The organism is Bacillus sp. FSL K6-0073, assembly GCF_038006085.1.
GTDB lineage: Bacteria > Bacillota > Bacilli > Bacillales > Bacillaceae_G > Bacillus_A > Bacillus_A cereus.
In genome coordinates this window covers 2646675-2665359 of record NZ_JBBOUN010000001.1, presented here as the reverse complement: position 1 = coordinate 2665359, position 18685 = coordinate 2646675, and the positions used below count along the sequence as shown (strand labels likewise).

Sequence of the window (18685 nt, the reverse complement as noted above, 5' to 3'; positions counted from 1 at the left end):
GGCCCCTTTTAGCAAAACCGGAGTGGGAATGATGAGTATAAATAGTTTTGTGGGATTGATAAATGACGAATTATTAAAAGAGGTAAGTATAAGAAGTGATGATGAATTCGAGCCTGTAGTAGTTAAAGATATTCCTAGACTTTGGAAGTGTTTAGGAACAGGTAATTATGCCGCAGTATTCATGCACAGAGAATACAAAGATTGGGTAGTGAAAGTTTACGTGCGAGAAGGAGAAGGAATTGAAAAAGAATCAGAAGTATACCGAAGAATTGGAGATCATCCTTCTTATTCAAAGCTTATATATAAAGGGGAAAATTTCATAGTATTGAAACGTTTAAAAGAAATTACCTTATACGATGCCCTTCATAAGGGGATTAAAATTCCTAAGCAGGTGATCCTTGATATAAATAAAGCTTTAGAGTATGCGAGGGAACAAGGATTAACTCCTTGTGATGTTCACGGGAAAAATGTGATGATGGAAAAAGGAAGGGGATATGTAGTCGATGTATCTGATTTCTTAAAAACAAAAGAAGATAGTAAGTGGAGGGATCTAGAAAAGGCATATTTCACCTTTTATTTTCCTTTCATTTATAAATTGCCTTTCTCTGTTAAAATACCGTATTTTATGTTAAACATTGTTAGACGTTCGTATAGAAAATATAAGAAGCTTAAAAAGAACTTCAAATTATAAAAGGACCACATATGTTCCTGAAAACGAGTTAAATTCACATAAATAACTTTAGAAAAATTTTAAATTTTGTTTAGGGGCTACTTCAAGACCTTAGCTTGCCGGGCATGTGGTGCTACCTCAAAATATAAAAAGATTAGGAGTGAACCCTAATCTTTTTATTTATACATATTTTTGTTAGTTATATCACTATCAATTCCAAAACGGGATATTTTGAATAAATGAAACCGTCAAAATAAGTGTTGATGCGGAACCAGCAGTTACTAAAGTTACTATTTTTCGTCCATTCTGTTCTTTTGAAGGTTTTATAAGTTCTGTAATTAACACAATCCATATTATGATAGAAACTATTGAAATAATATTTATAGACATATGTAACACATCCCTTCTTGTTTTCACATAAATATTTCTTCTTTTATAAAATAAAAGCAATTTAACAAGAAAATATGTAACGCATTAAAAATCAATATTTTCCTGTTAAACCACCTTTTTTAAATAGAAATACGACTGATAAAACGATAACAACAGCCTTCAAACTGCCCCAATATGGATAAATAGCATGATCTGTTAGACTAGCATGCTGAAAAATATTCTCTAAACCGAAAATTCCTATCATGACTGCTAAAAGGAATGAAGCTGATCCATACGTCCCTTTACGATAGAGGGTAAATAAATAGACTGCGAAAATTAGTGGTAAGATGATTTGTAGTACGATTATCATAGTTCGTCCCCCAGATTATTTATAATTATATTATATACAAAATTGTAATAAAAAGGAATAAAACTTATTTGATACTAACAGAACTACTCTAATCATATTCTTCTATAAAAAAGAAGAAAAAGGGGTGTACAGTTAATTGACAAAAGTTAAAGTTAGTTTACGACCCATTGTTCATAACGTAAATTTACCAACTGTATTGAAAACAACGATACTTCCAGGTGAATCGACCGAAAGACTATTTATCGCAACTCAATTAGGAGAGATTTTTTACATAGGGGACGGAGTTATAAAGACATTTTTAGATATTCGTCACCTAATTATTAAATTAGGTACATTTGAAGAAGGTGTTTCTAGTAGCGGTTATGATGAACGCGGATTGCTAGGACTTGCGTTCCATCCACAATTTTATCAAAATGGGTTATTTTATCTTCATTATTCAGTAGCCGGAACTCAAGGACCAGGTGCACTTTCTGAACAATTTAAACCGAATCCTTGTGACCCTAAAACGTTAAATTTAAAGTGGGTTAATAGAAATACGCAATATGATCACATTGATACAGTGGAAGAATGGACTTTACAATCTAATGGTCAAGCTCAAAAGCGACGAACATTACTGAATGTAAGAAGACCATTTTTTAATCATAACGGAGTCAATAGTTTAAACTTTTCACCTGAGACTGGAAAACTTGTTTTTACAAATGGAGATGGCGGATCAGGTTATGATCCATTTAATTTAAGCCAAGATGATTTAGAAATAGCAGGAAAAATAATTGAAATCGATGTAAGTAAAAATACATTTATAAATAACCCTCCTGTAGTTACACGCTTTAATGAACTTCCTTTATCTATACAAGAAACACTTACAGTAATTGCAAAAGGAGTACGTAATATAACCGGCATTTCATTTCAAAGGTTTTATAATCAATATATCAAATACGCCGGAAATGTCGGACAAGATATTGTAGAGTCTATTTTTTCATTTGTTCAATATAAACCTATACTGGTAACAGAACTTGTTCAAATGCATTTTATGAGGTTAACTCCCAATCAAGATGGGTTTATCAATTTTGGGTGGCGAGGATGGGAAGGGGATTTACCTACTTCTTTTATACGACATTGTTCTGAGAATCAGACTTCGGATGAGAGAACAATGGTTTATTATGATGAAACAATACAAACTTCAGTGAAGCGTATTCTGCCTCTACTTAGTTATTTTCATAAAGATTCTAGAACAGATAAGTTTGGAGGAACTTCACTTACAGGAGTTCAGCCATATATGGGAAATGCAATTCCAAATTTAACAGGTAGCGTTGTTTTTACTGACCTTGCCAAGAAAGGAGAATCTCAGTCTCCAGTTAAGGGTGTTTTAGCCTATACTAGAGCAGGTACAGACGGTAAACATGCTGACTTTTATGCTATTGAAACCAATTATGATTTTGGTACGCAAGCAGCTTATTATATGAGTTTAGGAACAAATTCGGATCAAACTAAATTATATTTAGGAGTTTACAGTTCTATGAAAGTAACTGATTTTAACAAAGGTACCATTTTTGAAATTATTCCTTGATACGATATACACTCGCAGTTTAATAATCCAAGGAATTCATTTTGTTTCAACACGCACAATTTATCCCCCTAAAAGTCTTTTATTATATAGTAATTCATAACAAATAGAAAGCAACTCATAAACCATAAGTGTATGAATAATATAGAAAGTAATGAATGTGGTATCTTTAGGGGGTATTTTAATGAATTGGTTTGTACGTTATTGGTATCAACTGATGATAGAACATGATACGAGCTTTGTTCATAAAAGAAAATTGTCCCTTGCGAATAAGTTAGTACTTACAGCTTTGATGAGTGCATTGGCCACCATGTTTCAAGCAGCTGGGAACTTAGTTCCTGGTATAGGTTTGCTCATTAGTCCATTTTCGACATTACCGATTTTTTTTGCTATTTTCTATTCTATTCGTGAGGGAATACTTTCTTATATTCTTACTATTTTTCTATTATTTATTATTGAGCCCAGTGAACTAATTGTCTTTCCTTTTACTACAGGCTTATTAGGTCTAGCCTTAGGAGTATCCTTTTTAAAATTAAAGAGGAGAATATGGATTGTTTCTTTTTCAGCAACTTGTCTACTTATAGGTATTATGATCGTTCTCGATGTTTTCCACTTTCCGGTACTTGGTCCTGCTGTTCATACAACTATGGATATAAAAATTATTTTATCAATATTTATAATGAGCTTTCTATACTGTTGGATTTATGCAGGTTTTTGCAGAATAATGATGAATAGATTATATAAAGTGTTGTATTGACAATGGCATAATGAGGATTGGAGATTGAATTCATGACTAACGTTGCAGTTAGACGACCGAATTTGAATGATGTAGATGAACTATATTTATTTTTCCGTATAGTTATTACAAATACATACAAAAATGAAGGACTGTCACAATTATTGGATGACATAGAAAATGAAATTAACTCAAAAAAGCAGTATTTGAAAAGTGATTTTGATAGTAACGGAGAAAGTCGTTACTTTTTATTAGCAATTGATACAAGTAACAATAAAATCATTGGAACAATCGAAATCGGTCCAGCAAGTACATTGATTAATAGTTGTACAGGTGGTGTACTTAAAAATTTGTATGAAATAGGAACTGTATTCATACTTCCGGAGTATCAAAGAAAGGGAATAGGGAGTTTATTACTACATACAATGTTTCTTACATTACTTAGCAGAGGGATAACAGAATATTGTTTAGATAGTGGATATAAAAATGCGCAAAGTATATGGACGAAAAAGTTTGGAAAACCTAACTATGTATTGAAAGATTACTGGGGAGAATCCAGTGATCATATGATTTGGAAGAAAAGTTTACATGATACACCTATAATATTTGAATTATAAAATGAAATATGCCTCTGAACATAGCTTTTCTTACTTATGTATGCTATTATTTATCTTTATAATAAAAGAGGACGTGAATGAACTTGATTAAAATTAATATTCCTGAAGCTGATGTTTCAATTACTGAACGTAAACAAGTTATTAAAGGAGACGAGCCAATCATTACTCCAATTAATGGATTTATCGATTTCCACTTGTTCCCTAGAGATAAAGGCGGCATTTTTATGTTTTACAATATTAATGACGAACTTCTTTTCGTAGGTAAAGCTCGTAAAATTAGACAACGTATTAAGAAGCATTTTGAAGATAATGTTTCACCAATTAAAAATCACCGTGATGAAGTATACCGCATTGATGCATGTATCGTAGAAGATCCAACAGAAAGAGAAATTTACGAAACATATATCATTAATGAATACAAAGCGAAATATAACGTTGATAAAGTATTCTACAAATAATCAACATTAATAAAAAACAATCCTAGCTAATATGCAAGGATTGTTTTTTATTTAGATTTATTCTTCATATCTTTCTCCTTTTTTCAAATGATTAGCAGCAACAAAACAGATTACACCTATAAATATAAGTACAATACCAACCGTTTTATGTTTTCCCTCAAAGAAAGGAATATCTGAAATAACATTTGTCATACATAGTCCTAAAAATACAAGGATAGGGCCCACCCAAAGTAATACATTACCGAATTTTGTGTGCTTCCACATAATAACCCTCCTTACCCCTCTTTACATATATATCCATAAATAAAAAGTAAATTCATAGAGAAATATAGTTTTTTTCATATCGAAAATTTAACCCTCATATATTGGTACAAGCAAAAGAGAAAGGAGACCATCATGAATTGGTTAGAAGCTTTCATACTAGGTATAATTCAAGGTTTAACAGAATTTTTACCAATCAGTAGTACCGGACATCTTTATTTAGGAAGGCATTTGTTCCGATTAGATGAGGCTGGCTTATTTTTAGATACGATGCTGCATATTGGGACTTTACTTGCGGTTTTTATTTATTACAAAAAAGAATTTATATATTTAATTAAAAACCCATTTTCAAAGCTCATGTTATTACTTATCTTTGGGACAATACCCGCAGTTGTAATTGGTTTATTGTTTAAAGACTTCTTTGAAGATATTTCAAAAACAGGAATCACGATCGGTTGGGAGTTTTTAGTGACCGGATTCTTTCTCTACATGGCAGATAAACAAAAGAATGGTCGTAAAAAAATGGATGACATAACATATAAAGACGCATTAATTATCGGTTCATTTCAAGCTGCTGCTATTTTTCCAGCCATTTCCCGTTCTGGAATGACAATTGTCGCTGCATTATGGAGAAAATTAGACCGTGAAACTGCTGCTTACTTTTCTTTTTTACTATCGACACCAGCCATCGTTGGAGCTATCATTTTGCAATTTGTAGACGTTTTTCAAGGGAAAGCAGAATCTATTTCTAGCACATCTTTAATTGTCGGAACGTTATCAGCAGCGTTTTTTGGATACATAGCCGTTTCATGGATGATTCAATATTTAAAACGTCACTCCTTAAAAGGATTCGCGTATTACGTATGGGGATTAGGTATTTTAATTTTAATGTTGCAATTTACTGATGTATTTTAAGTATAATGATAAAGAAGTTAATTAGTTTAAGATCCTGTTTCATTCATACAAGGCAGGATCTCTTTTTATTAAGGGGGAAAATATGTTTAATAAGGCTATCGTTATTGGTGGAAGTATGGCAGGAAAGTTTGCAGCAAAAGCATTATCAACTTCTTTTAAAGAAGTATTCATTATAGAAGCTGGTGAAAGATGGGATGGAAAGTCTTCGAGAAAAAGAGTTCCACAAAGTAATCATCCTCACGTGTTATTAAAAGGTGGAGAAAACGCAATTGAAGAATTGTTTCCTAATATTACGAACGAATTAATAGAAGCGGGTAGTATTATAAACAACTTTACGCGTGATTTGAAATGGCATCAATTCGGTCTATGGAAACAACCGTTCATAGGGGAAGTACATATGATTCAACAAAGTCGTCCTTTGCTAGAATGGCATATTCAAAAACGAATACATCAAATTTCAAATATTACTATTAAATATGAAACATTGGTTAAAGGGGTATTGGTAGATGCAAAGCTTAACAAAGTGTGTGGAGTAAAAGTTAAATATTTAGAGACAAACACACAAGAAGAAGTTCATGCGGATCTTGTAGTTGATGCGAGTGGATTTGGCTCGAAAAGTATAGAGTGGCTACGAGAATACGAAATTAAAGTACAAGAAGAGAAAGTTCGTATTGATTTATTTTACGCAACGAAAATGTTCAAACTTAAAGAAAATGAGGAGTTAGACTGTTGTAATATGCTAATGTCTCCTAGTTTCCCTGATAACCCTTATGGCGTTCTTATTCAAACGATAGAAGATAATCGTTATTTTGTTACTTTTAGTGGATACGCAAATGAGAAAGCACCACAAACAGATGATGAGTTTTATGATTTTGCTGAAAATCTATCAATTTCTAATGTTACAGACTTCTTAAATAAGGCTGAGGGAATTACTGATATAAAGACATACAAAATTCCTTATCAAGTACGCCGGCGATTTGATTTAGTGAATAATGTACCAGAAGGATTATTAGTTGTTGGAGATGCGCAATGTCGTTTTGATCCCGTTTTCGGCCAAGGCGTATCAGTTGCTGCTATGGAGGCTCACCAATTGCAATTACTTTTGCAAGATAGAAAACAACTTGATAAAACATTTACACAACAATTTTATAAAAAGGCAGCTACTATAATAGAAACCCCTTGGGATATGACAACAACAGAAATATCACGTCACCCGCAACTAAAGAGAGAATTAACTACAAAACAAAAATTTCAACTATGGTATACGAAGCAAATATATCGACTATCCGTAAGTAATTCTGATGTTTATATTCGGTTAGTACGAGTGATGAATTTAATTCGTAGTCCATTTCATCTCTTTCATCCGAAAGTGCTACTATCTGTATTACTTAATCGAAAGAAATAGCAGGAATATAATTGATTAAAAAAGAATGTATAACAGTTAGTAAATCAAGAAGGAGAATACGGAATGGAAATATACATAGAGCAACTAAAGAAACAAGATGCTAAGGATTTATTTACGTTTGAACTTACAAATAAATCTTTTTTTGAAACAATGGTACCAAATCGTGGCTCGAAATATTTTGAATTTGAATATTTCCAAAAACTACTAGACGATTTATTAATAGAACAGGCAGATGGGGATTCTTATTTTTATTTAATTCGTAATGAAGAAAAAGAAATTGTAGGGCGAATCAATTTAGTAGATATAGATACGGAAACTCGAATTAGTTCGCTCGGGTATCGTGTCGGAGAAAAATTTACTAAAAAAGGAGTTGCAACAGCAGCCGTAAAATTAATTTTAGATGTAGCGAAAAATAATGAAATTACTGAAGTTTATGCTAAAACAACGACTAATAATCTCGCATCACAAATTGTACTAGAAAAAAGCGGATTTTCTTCTTATCAAAACGAATCAGATATAACATCTGTAGAATTAAATGGAGAACATGTGAAGTTTGTGCACTATATTTGGAGAAATACTTCACACTTATAATAAGGAGGACTTATTCATGAATGATTTACGTTATCCAATTGGCCAATTTACATACAAACGTCCTATAACTGAAGAAATGATTGATACATGGATTCAAGAAATTGAAGATTTACCTAATGAACTAACAAGGGCAATTAAAGATTTAGATCAGAAGCAGTTAGATACACCATATCGCGTTGGAGGTTAGACTGTACGTCAAGTAGTTCATCACGTCGTTGATAGCCATATGAATAGCTACATACGCTTTAAATTAGCACTGACAGAAAAGAATCCAACTATTAAGCCGTATAAAGAAGAGAAGTGGGCAGAGTTACCTGATTCAAAATTACCGGTAGATGTTTCACTAGTAATGCTAGATTCATTACATAAAAGATGGGTTAATCTTTTATATTCTCTAGAAATTGAAGATTTAGAAAAGACATTTAACCATCCTGAAACTGGTGAAACAAAACTTGCTGTTGCAATAGGACTATACGCATGGCATGGTCGTCACCATACAGCTCATATTACTTCTTTAAGAAAGCGTCTAAATTGGTAACATGGAGATTATATTAGAGAAGGCGACAGAAACTGATGCAGAAGTTATATTTCAAATGCAAATAGACTCATTTAGCTCTTTATTACATAAATATAAAGACTATGAAACAAATCCAGCAAATGAATCTATTGAAAAAACTATTTTTAGAATAAATAATCCCAGCAGTAATTTTTATAAGATGATAATAGATTCGAAACTTGTTGGAGCGATATGTATATCCCAAAAAGAACTACCTTATAAATTTTGGATTAGTCCAATGTTTATTCATCCAATCTATCAAGGGAAAGGAATTGCTCAGAAGGTACTTATTTTAATCGAAGAAATGTTTCCAGAAGCACGAAGTTTTGAACTTGCTACGATTTTAGAAGAAGAAAGAAATTGTTTTCTATACGAGAAAATGGGGTATAAAAGAACAGAAGTAATAAAGAAATTAAATGATAAAACTACACTTGTTTATTACAAAAAAGAAAGGTAAAGCATTTAAAATACGCTTTACCTTTTTATGTTATTTTAGATTAAATATACAAAAATAATGTATGTTCTTCCAAAATACTCGGGTTAGTAATTTTGAAAATGAATAAAGATACAAAAACCACTACTTTGTCGTAAAGGTTACTAGCGCTTTTTGAATGCTTAAAATACTATCGTCACCTTTAAATTCTTTCGTAATTGGTTCCTCCATACTAGACACCCAAATTTTAAGTTCTGCATCTAAATCAAAATGCCCAGCCGTTTCGATGCTATATTGTGTAATACTTTTATAAGGAATAGAATGGTATTCTGTTTTTTTGCCAGTTACTCCTTGTTTATCTACTAATATAAGACGACGATTTGTAAATACGATTAGATCACGAATTAATTTATAAGCATGCTCTACTTTTTCATCGTCTAGCATAATCTTCTCTAAATCACGTTCTACACTTTCAGAACTCGTATTTGATGCATTTCCTAAAATACCGCTAAATAAACCCATATTAAATTCCTCCTTTAATATATGTGGAATGAATTACTTATATTGTAACATGTTACTCACAAAGATATTATCACATTACTTTAGTAGTTTCTGGTTATTGTTGTAATTAGTTTATATAACCTCATCTTAAAATCTTATGCTAATATGAAATTAAGAAAAAAGAAGCAGAGGGATATAGAATGAAGAATATCGGTTTAGTATTAGAGGGCGGAGGAATGAAAGGTTTATATACTGCAGGTGTACTCGAATATTTCATGGAAAAGAACTTATTCTTTCCGTATGTAGTCGGCGTATCAGCTGGAGCCTGTATGGGAGCAACCTATTTGTCGCGTCAACAAGGGAGAAATAAGAAAGTAAATACAGAGCTAGTATCAGATTACAGGTATATATCTTATCGAAATTTAATTCGAAAACGTGAATTATTTGGAATGGACTTTTTATTTGATGAAGTACCTAATAAAATTGTTCCATTTGATTTTCAAACTTTCTTAAACTGTAATGAACAATTTGTTATAGGGACGACTGATTGCGAATCAGGACAAGCTGTTTATTATAATAAAAAAGAACATGGAAATGATATTTTAAAAATCATCCGTGCATCCAGCTCTGTGCCGTTTATAGCACCTGCTGTAGAATATAATAATCGAAAATTACTAGATGGAGGAATTATAGATCCTATACCAGTTTTAAAAGCTCAAACTGATGGTTATGAAAAGAACGTTGTAATTATGACAAAGCCAGAAGGATACGAGAAGCAGCGAAATAAATTTTCTGGTCTAGCTAAAATTCTATATAGAAAATATCCGAAAATCGCAGAGAATTTAGTAGACCATTATCGTTTTTATAACGAGACGATATCTTATATGAATCAAGAAGAACAAAAAGATAATTTTTATGTAATTCAACCAAGTGTACAGCTTCCTATAAGCGGAATAGAAAGAAATAAGGAAAAGCTCGTTAATTTATATAATCTTGGGTATATCGATGCTCAATATCATTATGAAAACTTATTAAATTGGCTAGAGAAATAAAGGGGGGTAGGTAAAAAGGTTATTTTTAATGAATTGCAGAACATGCCTAGTCCACTGTATAAACCGTTTCCGAATTGTGACATTCGAAAAATAAGAAAAGATTTTAATAATACGTTTACAGAAGATGATTGTATAAGCGCTGATTTAAATTATTATTGGATGCATACAGCAGGTACTTTAAGTTACGTGCTTAATAATAATGAACAGGAGATTGTGTTTAATCAAATTAAGTGGCTAAGAAAATCGTTTTTTGAGTGGTTTCCGCAATATCGTTTTCTAGAAACAGAGATTATGAATTATCCCATTTTATATAGAGATTTCATAAATTATGAAAAGACCCGTAAGCTATTACTTTATTATCTTACTGAATAAAAATTAAAACGTACAAGTGATGCTGCTTGTACGTTTTTTGTTCATAAAATATACAATATTAACACCTTGTCCATGTAGGTATTTTAACGAGAAAAAAGAAGTACATATAGAATATGTAAGAGGGAGGAGATAGAAGCTTGTTAGCTGTTTTCCTTTCAATTCATGTCCAACTCAAATATTTCGAGTAAAATTCGCTTCTAAATGGTATTATCAAATATCAAGAAAACTAATTTAGAAACGAAGAAGGGACAGGTTTAATATGGAAAACGTATCAAATGTAGATAAAGTAGAATCTATACAGTCTTTACAGTCAACAATCCGTAAACTTGAAAATGCACTATCTCAGATGACTCAAAAAGGTGCAAATACTACACTAGTGAAAAAACGACTTAAAGCTGTTTGCTTAGGATTAGCAGTGCTAAAAAACGTTTGGAAGCAAGAAAATCATATGTATAGCCAAGAAGAGTTAGAAGAAGCTCGTAACGTCCTTACTGGCTTGCTTCCATCAATTGAGAGAGCCTATGATAAATCTAAAGCTGGTAGTCCGCAAAGAACACTTTTAACAAGAAGAATAAAAGCGTTGGAACTTTCTATTCAAGCAATTAATAAACTTTCTAATAAATAACTTAACTAGATACCTAACATCTTAATACAATTTTTAGTTTGTGTTAAAAATAGGTATGGACGTGCAGTATAGCAGTCGTTTTCCTTCAAATGATTATCCATCCGGAAAGATTGAAACATATTCTTTTTATAGTTCGATTTTAAATAACACACGTAAAATTCATATTTATACGCCTCATGATTATTCTCACACTTCACATCTTCAAGAACTTCTCATTGTATTTGATGAGAATTCATTCATAACCTTCCAATCGCAAAAACACTTAATTATTTAATTTACAAAAATGAAATCCCATCTTGTATTGCTGTTGCTATAGATCCTGTCGATCGATTAGAAGAGCTAACTTATAATGATAAAATGAATGCATTTTTCAAGGAGGAATTACTTCCGTGGATTCAGGCGAAGTATCGTGTGCATCAAGAAGCAAAACATACAACAATTGCTGGTTTCAGTCTTGGTGGCTTAGCAGCTTTTTATGCAACACTTCAAAATCCACATGTTTTCGGAAATGTGTTGTCAATGTCTGGATCCGTACATTAGAAAAAAGATGATTATGAAAATGCAATTCCTTGGATTGAAAATCAAATTTAATCAATAGATTCTAATGCGACTCATCTCTATTCTTACATAGCAGTAGGAGAACTTGAAAACAAACCTCTTTTAACGGCTAATAGACGTCTGTATAAAGCTTTAAAAGAAAAGGAATACCAAATTACTTATGAAGAGTTTCAAGGCGGTCATGATAGCGTGTGGTGGCGAGAAAAGCTATTCGAAGGATTAAGGGCATTGAATTTTACAAAAACGACACTAAAAAATAAAAAGGAGAGAGAAGCTATGAATCAAGAAGAACTAGATAAAAAACTAAAAAAGCAAGAGATTTTAGTAAAAGATGAGAAAGTTTGGTCGTATACGTACGAGGATCATATTAGTTCTATCGTTAAACAAGCAGAACAGAAAGGAGCTTTTGATAATTTACCTGGTAAAGGTAAACCTCTTAATCTCGATAAAGATCTTTCTTACAATCCTGAAAAACAACTTTATAGAACTTTAGCAAATAATCATGTTTTGCCTAGGTGGATTGAGCTTTCAAAAGAAATTGACGATTTAAAAGAAAGACTAAAAGAAAATACAAATACGGCAGAAGCAGCGGATTTAATTCGAACTATTAATAAAAAGGTTTTAGAGCATAATTTACTTTGTCCGCCAAGCGCGCAAAAAATGAGGGTGAAAATGGATTTTTAACGATTTTCAATTAAGCTATCGCTTACTATATAATTAAGTTAGGCATTTTCAATTCATTACTAAAGGGAGGCAAATGTGATGAAGAATACGTATCAACTTCAAATTCCGAAAGAACTAGAACAGTATCGTAGTATTTTAGAAAAAAGTGTGAAACCGTATATTAAAGTGTCTGGAACGCAAGCAGAGACAACGCTTTTTGAAAGTAAATTTGGTGGATATCCGTATTTACCTATAGATCAAGAGCATCCTAAAGACTCAAACGGACAACCTATGATGCTACTTGCGCAGTTAAACCTTGAAGAAATACCTAACATTGAACATATGCCTCAACATGGAATGTTACAGTTTTTCATAAGTGCTGAAGAAGATCTTTTTGGAGCAGATTTTGATCATCCCACAAGCCAAAAAGACTTTCGAATTGTTTATCATTCTACAATCACAGCGGATTTAACTAAGGTGATTACTGATTTTAGTTATTTAAACACTTTAGATTTAGAGAATTTTATCATACCCGAAGCAGCAAAACTAAAGTTTGAGTTGGCATATCAGCCAGTAACACCAAGAGATTATCGATTTGAAATGATTTTTAGTGATAAAATTGATTGGGAAGAAATTGTTGATGAAGAAAATAATACAGAATTAGGCGAACTGTATGATGATTTATGTAAAGATCAAGGGCATAAAATTGGTGGTTATCCATTTTTCACACAGACAGATCCGAGAGAATGGGAAGAAAAATACCAGCAACATGACATATTATTGCTGCAAATTGATACAGACGATTCATTAAATATTATGTGGGGCGATTCTGGGGTTGCTAATTTCTTTATACGTAAGGAAGAGCTGTTAAATCTAGATTTTTCCAATGTCATTTACAATTGGGATTGTTACTAGAAGATATAAATAAAATAATAGCAAATAAAAAATCTTCCTGAAGGTGAGGAGGATTTTTTTATTTTAAAAATAAGTGTTATGTTAACTAGAATAAAAAAACAATGAGTGTAATGAAAGTCAAGCATAAATAGCAACAAATAATCTAAAGTTATAAAACGTGTGTAAATAGCAACAAATTCATAAAGTAAAACATAAAATGAATATAATAATTTATATTTTGTATAGCAATAATTTTTCTGTATAAAAAATTTCTTGTCGATCAAAAATGTTTTTGATTCGATAATTCTTAATGGATTATTGATTTGAATTTGCTGTGAAGGATTTATAGCAAAATAAATGATAAAAACTGTAGAAATTCGTTTAGATAAGATTTTGTGTAAATCTCACTAAAAATCTCTGTTTCATCTCATTAAGTATAGTTTACTTGGTTTTTGATACCTGTAATTACTTTCTTTCTACAACTGCCTATAATATATATTATGTTAACTGTAAAAAAGTAATAAACTTACTAAGTTTTAGTTGCGTTTATTATGATCCCCTTTTCCACCGAATTAGTAATGTGTGATTGGTTATGTATTTATTCGCTTTATTAGCTATTGATAATAATATTTTCGGATATAAATTAGATTTTAAATAATAAAAATACAATTCGTTTAATCTGTTCATTTTAAACGAATTGTATTATGATGACGAATATTTTTTTATAACTAGTTTGCTACAGCGATTGCTTCGATTTCAATTAATAAGTTATCGTTAATTAACTTTCTAACTTCTACAGCTGAACTTGCTGGTGGATTATTAGTGTCAATGTATTGATCTCGAATATTTCTCACAATGGCCATTTGAGAAATATCTGTTAAGAAAAATGTTAATTTGACTACATCATTAAATTTTAATTCCGAAGTTTCCAATGCACTTTTAATATTTTCGAATACTTGTCGCGTTTGTGTAGCTAAATCGTCAATTCCAACTATTTGACCGTCAGTGTTAATCGCTACTTGTCCAGATATGTAAATTGTTCGTTTAGCGTTTGTAACTTCGACTACATGCGAGTATCCAAAAGTTGGTGGCATCGTTTCTGGATTGATAAATTTCTTTTGCAAGGCTCTTCTCCCCTTTAAACATTTCATTTTCTTAATGTTAGGTTTTGATTTCAGATTATCCTCTATTTACTAATAATTATTTATCGATTTAGCTGCTACATTTGTAAAAGTGTATTAGCACTTTAATTTAAAGTTATTGATGGATTATGTACGTTTGATTTTTTTTGTGCTTGTTATAATTACACCTTGTTTTATTAATTCTTCAGTTACTTTTGTATAGAAAAAGTGATACCACCAGATAAAAAACTCTTCATAAGTAATTTCTTTTGAGTATCTGCTGCTGGCAAAGTATTCTTTTAAAGATTTATCGTTTTCATTAAACAATAAGACTAAATCTTTACTGATCCAAGATGAAGCATTACAAGTAAATATTGAAGTTTCGTTCCTTTTATTTTTATAGATGGCGAATTATCTCCAGAGAAAATCATTTTAGCTTCATAAGCTGTATGTAATATATTCTCCGGAATATTATTAGTAAACACTTCATAACCCCTCCCTTACTAGTAAATTCATTGTAAGATTTATGTATTTACTAACTTCTATAAACGAAAATAAGTATCCTCTAATAATCTCAAATTAAAAACCTTAGCATAGATATACTAAGGTTTTTTGTATTTTTATAATGAATGAATTCTTTCATAGTCTTTTTTAAATTGATTATCATTTTTTAACCAACTTTTAAAAGTTGGTTCCTTTATTTCTAAAATGGAACAAGTTTTAGCGATACATTTATTTTTCATATATTCCTTAAGGAAATTTTGTTTTCTCTGCTTAACAGCAGATTGGGTTCTTTTTAGGTTTCGATCTTTTAATTGATCTAGACTTAGACTTTCTTTCTGAAATTCTTCATATTTTCTATGCAAATAAATATCTTTGTCTTTATAAATCCAATTTGAAAATAGTTGTATTGATTTTCTCCCGGTTAAAATGACGCGATAATGTTTATTTTGATTTAGTAAATCGGCTGGTAAATTGTGATTTTGTAGTACCTGATTTAAAGAATTCATAAAGCTATATGATCCTCCTACAAAGCTTACTGTATACGTTTCATACTTGACGTAACCATCCCCATCAAAATATCCACGAACAAAATGATGTAAATATTCTTCAGGCACGAATGGAAATTTAATATTTAATGATTTACATGGCATGATTCCATGTATGTTCATAAGGTCGTCTTTTATTGTTTTGCTATTAATGTTTAGCATATATACGTCTGTTTTTTTGTTTTGATAAAGTGGCTGGTTGGTGTTTAATTCTTTTTTTATATCTTCTAAAATATAACTTTCTTTTTGTGATATACTGACGCATTGATTTTCTTTTTGTATAACGCCGTCAGCTGCTATAAATCCTAAAATATAAGCCATATTATTTGACCACGTTTTAAAATAATTTTCTGTTATGTCATACTTTCTCTTCCAGCTCCCTATAGCGCGCCTTGGAACGTTGCTGTCTGATAGAACCATACGAATATATCTTGCAGACACATTAGCAAGCATGGCGATTTCTGAAGTACTTTCCCCTTCTGCATACATATGAATGATTTCAGCTTTTGATAGTTTACATTTTGATTTCTTTTTTCGCTCTATTTGCACTTACATCCTCTCCTTCCATTTAATAATTTGAGACTTATCTTCTTCTATAACATATAACGAAACATACGTTCTTTGTTGCTTATAAGAAGAAATTTACTAAATTAAAACAATTTACATCTACTTAATATTGATTTTATCTGCTGCTACATGGTTTTTATTTTGCATATAAGAATAATGAATTTAACAAATTTATGAAATGTACTGCATTTAAGGTGAAAGGTAAAATGATTTCGTTTAAACTACAAATAGCTACAATAACAACATACGTATATTGTTAATCATAAAAAGGAGAACGAATGAATAAGAAATATACAAATCAAATTCATACTGATATGAGTTTTAAACCGAAAGATATTATAAGTTTAATGACGGATTACTTTAAAATGAAATCAAAGCTGCGTCCTATAAAGGATTTGCCTGTTGTTTTATCAAATAAAGATAATGAAGCGTTAGAGAGTGTTACATGGTTTGGCCATTCTGCTTCTCTTTTGAAAATAGAAGGTAAAAAACTGTTATTAGACCCGATGTTTGGAGATGCCTCTTCCCCATTTCCTTTGTTTAATAGTAAACGCTATAGTGGTGCTTTTTCTTTAGAACGTGATGACCTTCAAGAAATTGATGCGATTGTCATTTCTCATAATCACTATGATCATTTGAATTACAAAAGTATTATGCAGTTAAAAAATCGCGCAAAACACTTTTATGTTCCAACTGGAGTTGCACAATATCTTATTAAATGGGGTGTTTCACCTAGTAAAATTAGTGAGCATAATTGGTGGGACGAAATTACGTTTGATAATATTAAGTTAGTATGTGCGCCTGCAAGGCATTTCTCTGGACGTGGTATGACAGATAGAGATCGTTCATTATGGTGTTCATGGCTTATTCTTGGTCAAGAGACTAAAATTTTCTTTAGTGGTGATAGCGGTTATGCCCCTCACTTTAAGGAAATTGGTGATAAATACGGTCCATTCGATCTTACATTAATGGAATGCGGGCAATATGATCCGAGGTGGTCTGCTATTCATATGTTGCCTGAAGAAACGGTACAAGCTCATATTGATGTTAAAGGAGAATTACTTCTTCCGATTCATTGGGGTGCTTTTACGTTAGCATTACACGAATGGAGTGAGCCGATAGAACGTGTTACGAAAGAAGCTAACCGTTTAGGAGTTAAAATTACAACGTCACAAATTGGCGAATCTATTACGTTAAAATCTACAGACTATCCTTTATCCGCTTGGTGGAAGAAAATTTAATTTTAAAATATAAAAAGAGCGAATCCTCTTATAAAGAATTCGCTCTTTTTTCTGTATTTAAACTTATTTCACTATATTGGATCTCCCACTATCTAATACTCTATTTGCTGGTACACTGGATATTTCAACCACTGTATTCATACTCTTATCAGTCAGTTCAATGAGTTCGTTTTCATGTTTTATTTTATTTAAATCCCACACCATCCCATGAAATTCATTGTGTTGACCACTTACCTGTATAATGCTTTTTGTTTTATTTGAAGGCTGTATTTGAAGGTTTGTAAATTGATTCCCACTAATTTCATTTGGCGTAGTTACTTGACTATCCATATAAATCATATTTACACAGTCTTCTAAAGAAAAGTTCATAAAACGATTGGCATTTATCCAAGCTTGTCCGGTGCTCGGTTTTTTCGCTACTAATTTCAGTCCAGTTTCCATTCCTACAACTTTAATATTTTCGAAGTTAACAAACGAAATTTCATTTTCTTTTCCAGCAGAGTATAAAGAAATTCCGGTACCTTTATTCGTTTCCGTCCAATTGATAATATTTATATCTTTTATTTGTGTTTTGTTCCAAGTGTTATAATATTTATTTTTACCGTCTAAATAAATAACTTCAGAGTTAAATTTAGGATCGTCAATAGTTATATACGCTCCTTCAATGGATGCGTTTTTCTCTAGTTCTAAAACTCTAAAGTTTCCCTCAACTACAAATTGGGATCCGTAACCAAATAATAATTTCACACCTTTTTTAACAATGATTGGTGACGTGATTTTATACTTTTTATCATCAAGCAATACAGTTTTAATTTTACTAGACTCTGCTTTATTAATAGCAGATTGTATTTTTATTGAATCATTTTCCCCTTTAAAGTTTTCTACATACAAGTTAGTACTTTTAGCTGCATAGTCTTTTTTGTTGTATTGATAAAAAGCAAAAATAATTAAAACTATACCCATGAGTAAAACAATTATTTTCTTCATCGTACTCACCCCATATCGATTAATCTATGGCTTTTATATTCAGGTTATTATTATTTTGCTTTGTATTTCAGATTACCATTGCTGCTTTGTCTATTAATCTCTTCCTCTAT

Annotated in this window: 23 protein-coding genes and 3 pseudogenes; 17 read left to right on the top strand and 9 right to left on the bottom strand. The window is 31.3% G+C overall.

The features are described from left to right. Positions 1-31 precede the first annotated feature (31 nt). Positions 32-691 carry a serine/threonine protein kinase gene (locus MHB52_RS13845; protein WP_000026530.1) on the top strand — a complete coding sequence of 220 codons (660 nt, stop codon included), beginning with the start codon at positions 32-34 and terminating at the stop codon, positions 689-691. Positions 692-880: 189 nt separating this feature from the next. On the opposite strand, the gene MHB52_RS13840 is transcribed toward MHB52_RS13845, so the two are convergent. Then, positions 881-1060, bottom strand: coding sequence for a hypothetical protein (locus tag MHB52_RS13840; protein WP_000026325.1), 180 nt, complete (start codon positions 1058-1060; stop codon positions 881-883). Positions 1061-1151: 91 nt separating this feature from the next. Next, entirely contained in the window at positions 1152-1409 is a 258-nt protein-coding gene (locus MHB52_RS13835) for a hypothetical protein (protein ID WP_000587704.1), read from the bottom strand. Positions 1410-1545: 136 nt separating this feature from the next. Here MHB52_RS13835 and MHB52_RS13830 point away from each other — a divergent pair, with 136 nt between their 5' ends. From MHB52_RS13830 to MHB52_RS13815, 4 genes are all read left to right on the top strand, one after another. Continuing rightward, a complete protein-coding gene (locus MHB52_RS13830; RefSeq protein ID WP_000170005.1) occupies positions 1546-2976 on the top strand; it encodes a PQQ-dependent sugar dehydrogenase in 1431 nt (476 codons plus the stop codon). Between the two features lie 181 nt (positions 2977-3157). Continuing rightward, on the top strand, positions 3158-3730 hold the full coding sequence (locus MHB52_RS13825; RefSeq protein WP_001103993.1) for a hypothetical protein: 573 nt from the start codon (positions 3158-3160) through the stop codon (positions 3728-3730). A 32-nt stretch (positions 3731-3762) separates the two neighbouring features. Then, complete coding sequence (locus tag MHB52_RS13820; protein ID WP_000185963.1) at positions 3763-4326, top strand: GNAT family N-acetyltransferase; 564 nt, start codon at positions 3763-3765, stop codon at positions 4324-4326. Between the two features lie 77 nt (positions 4327-4403). After that, entirely contained in the window at positions 4404-4784 is a 381-nt protein-coding gene (locus tag MHB52_RS13815) for a nucleotide excision repair endonuclease (RefSeq protein ID WP_001048941.1), read from the top strand. A 57-nt stretch (positions 4785-4841) separates the two neighbouring features. Here MHB52_RS13815 and MHB52_RS13810 read toward each other — a convergent pair whose 3' ends face one another. Next, entirely contained in the window at positions 4842-5048 is a 207-nt protein-coding gene (locus MHB52_RS13810) for a hypothetical protein (RefSeq protein WP_000265477.1), read from the bottom strand. A gap of 132 nt (positions 5049-5180) precedes the next feature. Between MHB52_RS13810 and MHB52_RS13805 the strand changes: the two genes are divergently transcribed. The 5 genes and pseudogenes from MHB52_RS13805 to MHB52_RS13785 all read left to right on the top strand — a co-directional run bounded on the left by MHB52_RS13805 (position 5181) and on the right by MHB52_RS13785 (position 8969). After that, the gene (locus MHB52_RS13805; protein WP_016118028.1) at positions 5181-5960 is read left to right on the top strand and encodes an undecaprenyl-diphosphate phosphatase; all 780 of its coding nucleotides are present in this window, start codon (positions 5181-5183) and stop codon (positions 5958-5960) included. 82 nt (positions 5961-6042) lie between these two features. Then, positions 6043-7365 (top strand): FAD-dependent oxidoreductase, encoded by a 1323-nt coding sequence (locus MHB52_RS13800; protein WP_061663035.1) that lies wholly within the window; start codon positions 6043-6045, stop codon positions 7363-7365. Positions 7366-7428: 63 nt separating this feature from the next. Then, entirely contained in the window at positions 7429-7956 is a 528-nt protein-coding gene (locus MHB52_RS13795; RefSeq protein WP_000409244.1) for a GNAT family N-acetyltransferase, read from the top strand. A 16-nt stretch (positions 7957-7972) separates the two neighbouring features. Continuing rightward, positions 7973-8494: pseudogene (locus tag MHB52_RS13790) on the top strand (YfiT family bacillithiol transferase). A 1-nt stretch (position 8495) separates the two neighbouring features. Further along, positions 8496-8969 (top strand): GNAT family N-acetyltransferase, encoded by a 474-nt coding sequence (locus MHB52_RS13785; protein WP_000402627.1) that lies wholly within the window; start codon positions 8496-8498, stop codon positions 8967-8969. A 120-nt stretch (positions 8970-9089) separates the two neighbouring features. On the opposite strand, the gene MHB52_RS13780 is transcribed toward MHB52_RS13785, so the two are convergent. Beyond that, positions 9090-9467 carry a PH domain-containing protein gene (locus MHB52_RS13780; protein ID WP_000522476.1) on the bottom strand — a complete coding sequence of 126 codons (378 nt, stop codon included), beginning with the start codon at positions 9465-9467 and terminating at the stop codon, positions 9090-9092. A gap of 179 nt (positions 9468-9646) precedes the next feature. On the opposite strand from MHB52_RS13780, the gene MHB52_RS13775 reads away from it, so the two are divergent. The 6 genes and pseudogenes from MHB52_RS13775 to MHB52_RS13750 all read left to right on the top strand — a co-directional run bounded on the left by MHB52_RS13775 (position 9647) and on the right by MHB52_RS13750 (position 13631). After that, on the top strand, positions 9647-10498 hold the full coding sequence (locus MHB52_RS13775) for a patatin-like phospholipase family protein (protein WP_000789288.1): 852 nt from the start codon (positions 9647-9649) through the stop codon (positions 10496-10498). 42 nt (positions 10499-10540) lie between these two features. Then, complete coding sequence (locus MHB52_RS13770) at positions 10541-10870, top strand: YxiJ-like family protein (protein WP_016118026.1); 330 nt, start codon at positions 10541-10543, stop codon at positions 10868-10870. A 259-nt stretch (positions 10871-11129) separates the two neighbouring features. After that, positions 11130-11495 carry a hypothetical protein gene (locus MHB52_RS13765; RefSeq protein ID WP_061663034.1) on the top strand — a complete coding sequence of 122 codons (366 nt, stop codon included), beginning with the start codon at positions 11130-11132 and terminating at the stop codon, positions 11493-11495. Positions 11496-11535: 40 nt separating this feature from the next. Continuing rightward, positions 11536-12305, top strand: a pseudogene (locus MHB52_RS13760) (alpha/beta hydrolase); the annotation flags it as partial. Between the two features lie 24 nt (positions 12306-12329). Beyond that, positions 12330-12737, top strand: a complete 408-nt coding sequence (locus MHB52_RS13755) for a DnaJ family domain-containing protein (protein ID WP_016118025.1) — start codon at positions 12330-12332, stop codon at positions 12735-12737. Between the two features lie 78 nt (positions 12738-12815). After that, positions 12816-13631: a YwqG family protein gene (locus MHB52_RS13750; protein ID WP_000799812.1), complete on the top strand. Its 816-nt coding sequence runs from the start codon at positions 12816-12818 to the stop codon at positions 13629-13631. Positions 13632-14338: 707 nt separating this feature from the next. On the opposite strand, the gene MHB52_RS13745 is transcribed toward MHB52_RS13750, so the two are convergent. The 4 genes and pseudogenes from MHB52_RS13745 to MHB52_RS13730 form a co-directional block, all read right to left on the bottom strand. Continuing rightward, positions 14339-14734 carry a RidA family protein gene (locus tag MHB52_RS13745; RefSeq protein WP_001169714.1) on the bottom strand — a complete coding sequence of 132 codons (396 nt, stop codon included), beginning with the start codon at positions 14732-14734 and terminating at the stop codon, positions 14339-14341. Positions 14735-14867: 133 nt separating this feature from the next. Beyond that, positions 14868-15079: pseudogene (locus MHB52_RS13740) on the bottom strand (hypothetical protein); the annotation flags it as partial. Then, entirely contained in the window at positions 15064-15216 is a 153-nt protein-coding gene (locus MHB52_RS13735; protein ID WP_002005131.1) for a hypothetical protein, read from the bottom strand. The gene MHB52_RS13735 and the pseudogene MHB52_RS13740, both read right to left, overlap by 16 nt. Before the next feature lie 135 nt (positions 15217-15351). After that, complete coding sequence (locus tag MHB52_RS13730) at positions 15352-16329, bottom strand: LAGLIDADG family homing endonuclease (protein WP_044797668.1); 978 nt, start codon at positions 16327-16329, stop codon at positions 15352-15354. 296 nt (positions 16330-16625) lie between these two features. Between MHB52_RS13730 and MHB52_RS13725 the strand changes: the two genes are divergently transcribed. Further along, positions 16626-17588, top strand: a complete 963-nt coding sequence (locus MHB52_RS13725) for an MBL fold metallo-hydrolase (RefSeq protein ID WP_061664598.1) — start codon at positions 16626-16628, stop codon at positions 17586-17588. Positions 17589-17651: 63 nt separating this feature from the next. Here the strand turns inward: MHB52_RS13725 and MHB52_RS13720 are convergent, their stop codons facing one another. Beyond that, positions 17652-18575, bottom strand: a complete 924-nt coding sequence (locus MHB52_RS13720; protein WP_000721088.1) for a hypothetical protein — start codon at positions 18573-18575, stop codon at positions 17652-17654. Positions 18576-18685: the final 110 nt, after the last annotated feature.

What these genes read in the sequence shown, in the direction of transcription:
- MHB52_RS13810 (WP_000265477.1), bottom strand. Translation starts at nt 5,048, where the DNA reads ATGTGGAAGCACACAAAATTCGGTAATGTATTACTTTGGGTGGGCCCT.
- MHB52_RS13775 (WP_000789288.1), top strand. Translation starts at nt 9,647, where the DNA reads ATGAAGAATATCGGTTTAGTATTAGAGGGCGGAGGAATGAAAGGTTTA.
- MHB52_RS13755 (WP_016118025.1), top strand. Translation starts at nt 12,330, where the DNA reads ATGAATCAAGAAGAACTAGATAAAAAACTAAAAAAGCAAGAGATTTTA.
- MHB52_RS13795 (WP_000409244.1), top strand. Translation starts at nt 7,429, where the DNA reads ATGGAAATATACATAGAGCAACTAAAGAAACAAGATGCTAAGGATTTA.
- MHB52_RS13840 (WP_000026325.1), bottom strand. Translation starts at nt 1,060, where the DNA reads ATGTCTATAAATATTATTTCAATAGTTTCTATCATAATATGGATTGTG.
- MHB52_RS13845 (WP_000026530.1), top strand. Translation starts at nt 32, where the DNA reads ATGAGTATAAATAGTTTTGTGGGATTGATAAATGACGAATTATTAAAA.
- MHB52_RS13750 (WP_000799812.1), top strand. Translation starts at nt 12,816, where the DNA reads ATGAAGAATACGTATCAACTTCAAATTCCGAAAGAACTAGAACAGTAT.
- MHB52_RS13820 (WP_000185963.1), top strand. Translation starts at nt 3,763, where the DNA reads ATGACTAACGTTGCAGTTAGACGACCGAATTTGAATGATGTAGATGAA.
- MHB52_RS13805 (WP_016118028.1), top strand. Translation starts at nt 5,181, where the DNA reads ATGAATTGGTTAGAAGCTTTCATACTAGGTATAATTCAAGGTTTAACA.
- MHB52_RS13800 (WP_061663035.1), top strand. Translation starts at nt 6,043, where the DNA reads ATGTTTAATAAGGCTATCGTTATTGGTGGAAGTATGGCAGGAAAGTTT.
- MHB52_RS13835 (WP_000587704.1), bottom strand. Translation starts at nt 1,409, where the DNA reads ATGATAATCGTACTACAAATCATCTTACCACTAATTTTCGCAGTCTAT.
- MHB52_RS13815 (WP_001048941.1), top strand. Translation starts at nt 4,404, where the DNA reads ATGAACTTGATTAAAATTAATATTCCTGAAGCTGATGTTTCAATTACT.
- MHB52_RS13725 (WP_061664598.1), top strand. Translation starts at nt 16,626, where the DNA reads ATGAATAAGAAATATACAAATCAAATTCATACTGATATGAGTTTTAAA.
- MHB52_RS13770 (WP_016118026.1), top strand. Translation starts at nt 10,541, where the DNA reads ATGCCTAGTCCACTGTATAAACCGTTTCCGAATTGTGACATTCGAAAA.
- MHB52_RS13780 (WP_000522476.1), bottom strand. Translation starts at nt 9,467, where the DNA reads ATGGGTTTATTTAGCGGTATTTTAGGAAATGCATCAAATACGAGTTCT.
- MHB52_RS13720 (WP_000721088.1), bottom strand. Translation starts at nt 18,575, where the DNA reads ATGAAGAAAATAATTGTTTTACTCATGGGTATAGTTTTAATTATTTTT.
- MHB52_RS13785 (WP_000402627.1), top strand. Translation starts at nt 8,496, where the DNA reads ATGGAGATTATATTAGAGAAGGCGACAGAAACTGATGCAGAAGTTATA.
- MHB52_RS13765 (WP_061663034.1), top strand. Translation starts at nt 11,130, where the DNA reads ATGGAAAACGTATCAAATGTAGATAAAGTAGAATCTATACAGTCTTTA.
- MHB52_RS13825 (WP_001103993.1), top strand. Translation starts at nt 3,158, where the DNA reads ATGAATTGGTTTGTACGTTATTGGTATCAACTGATGATAGAACATGAT.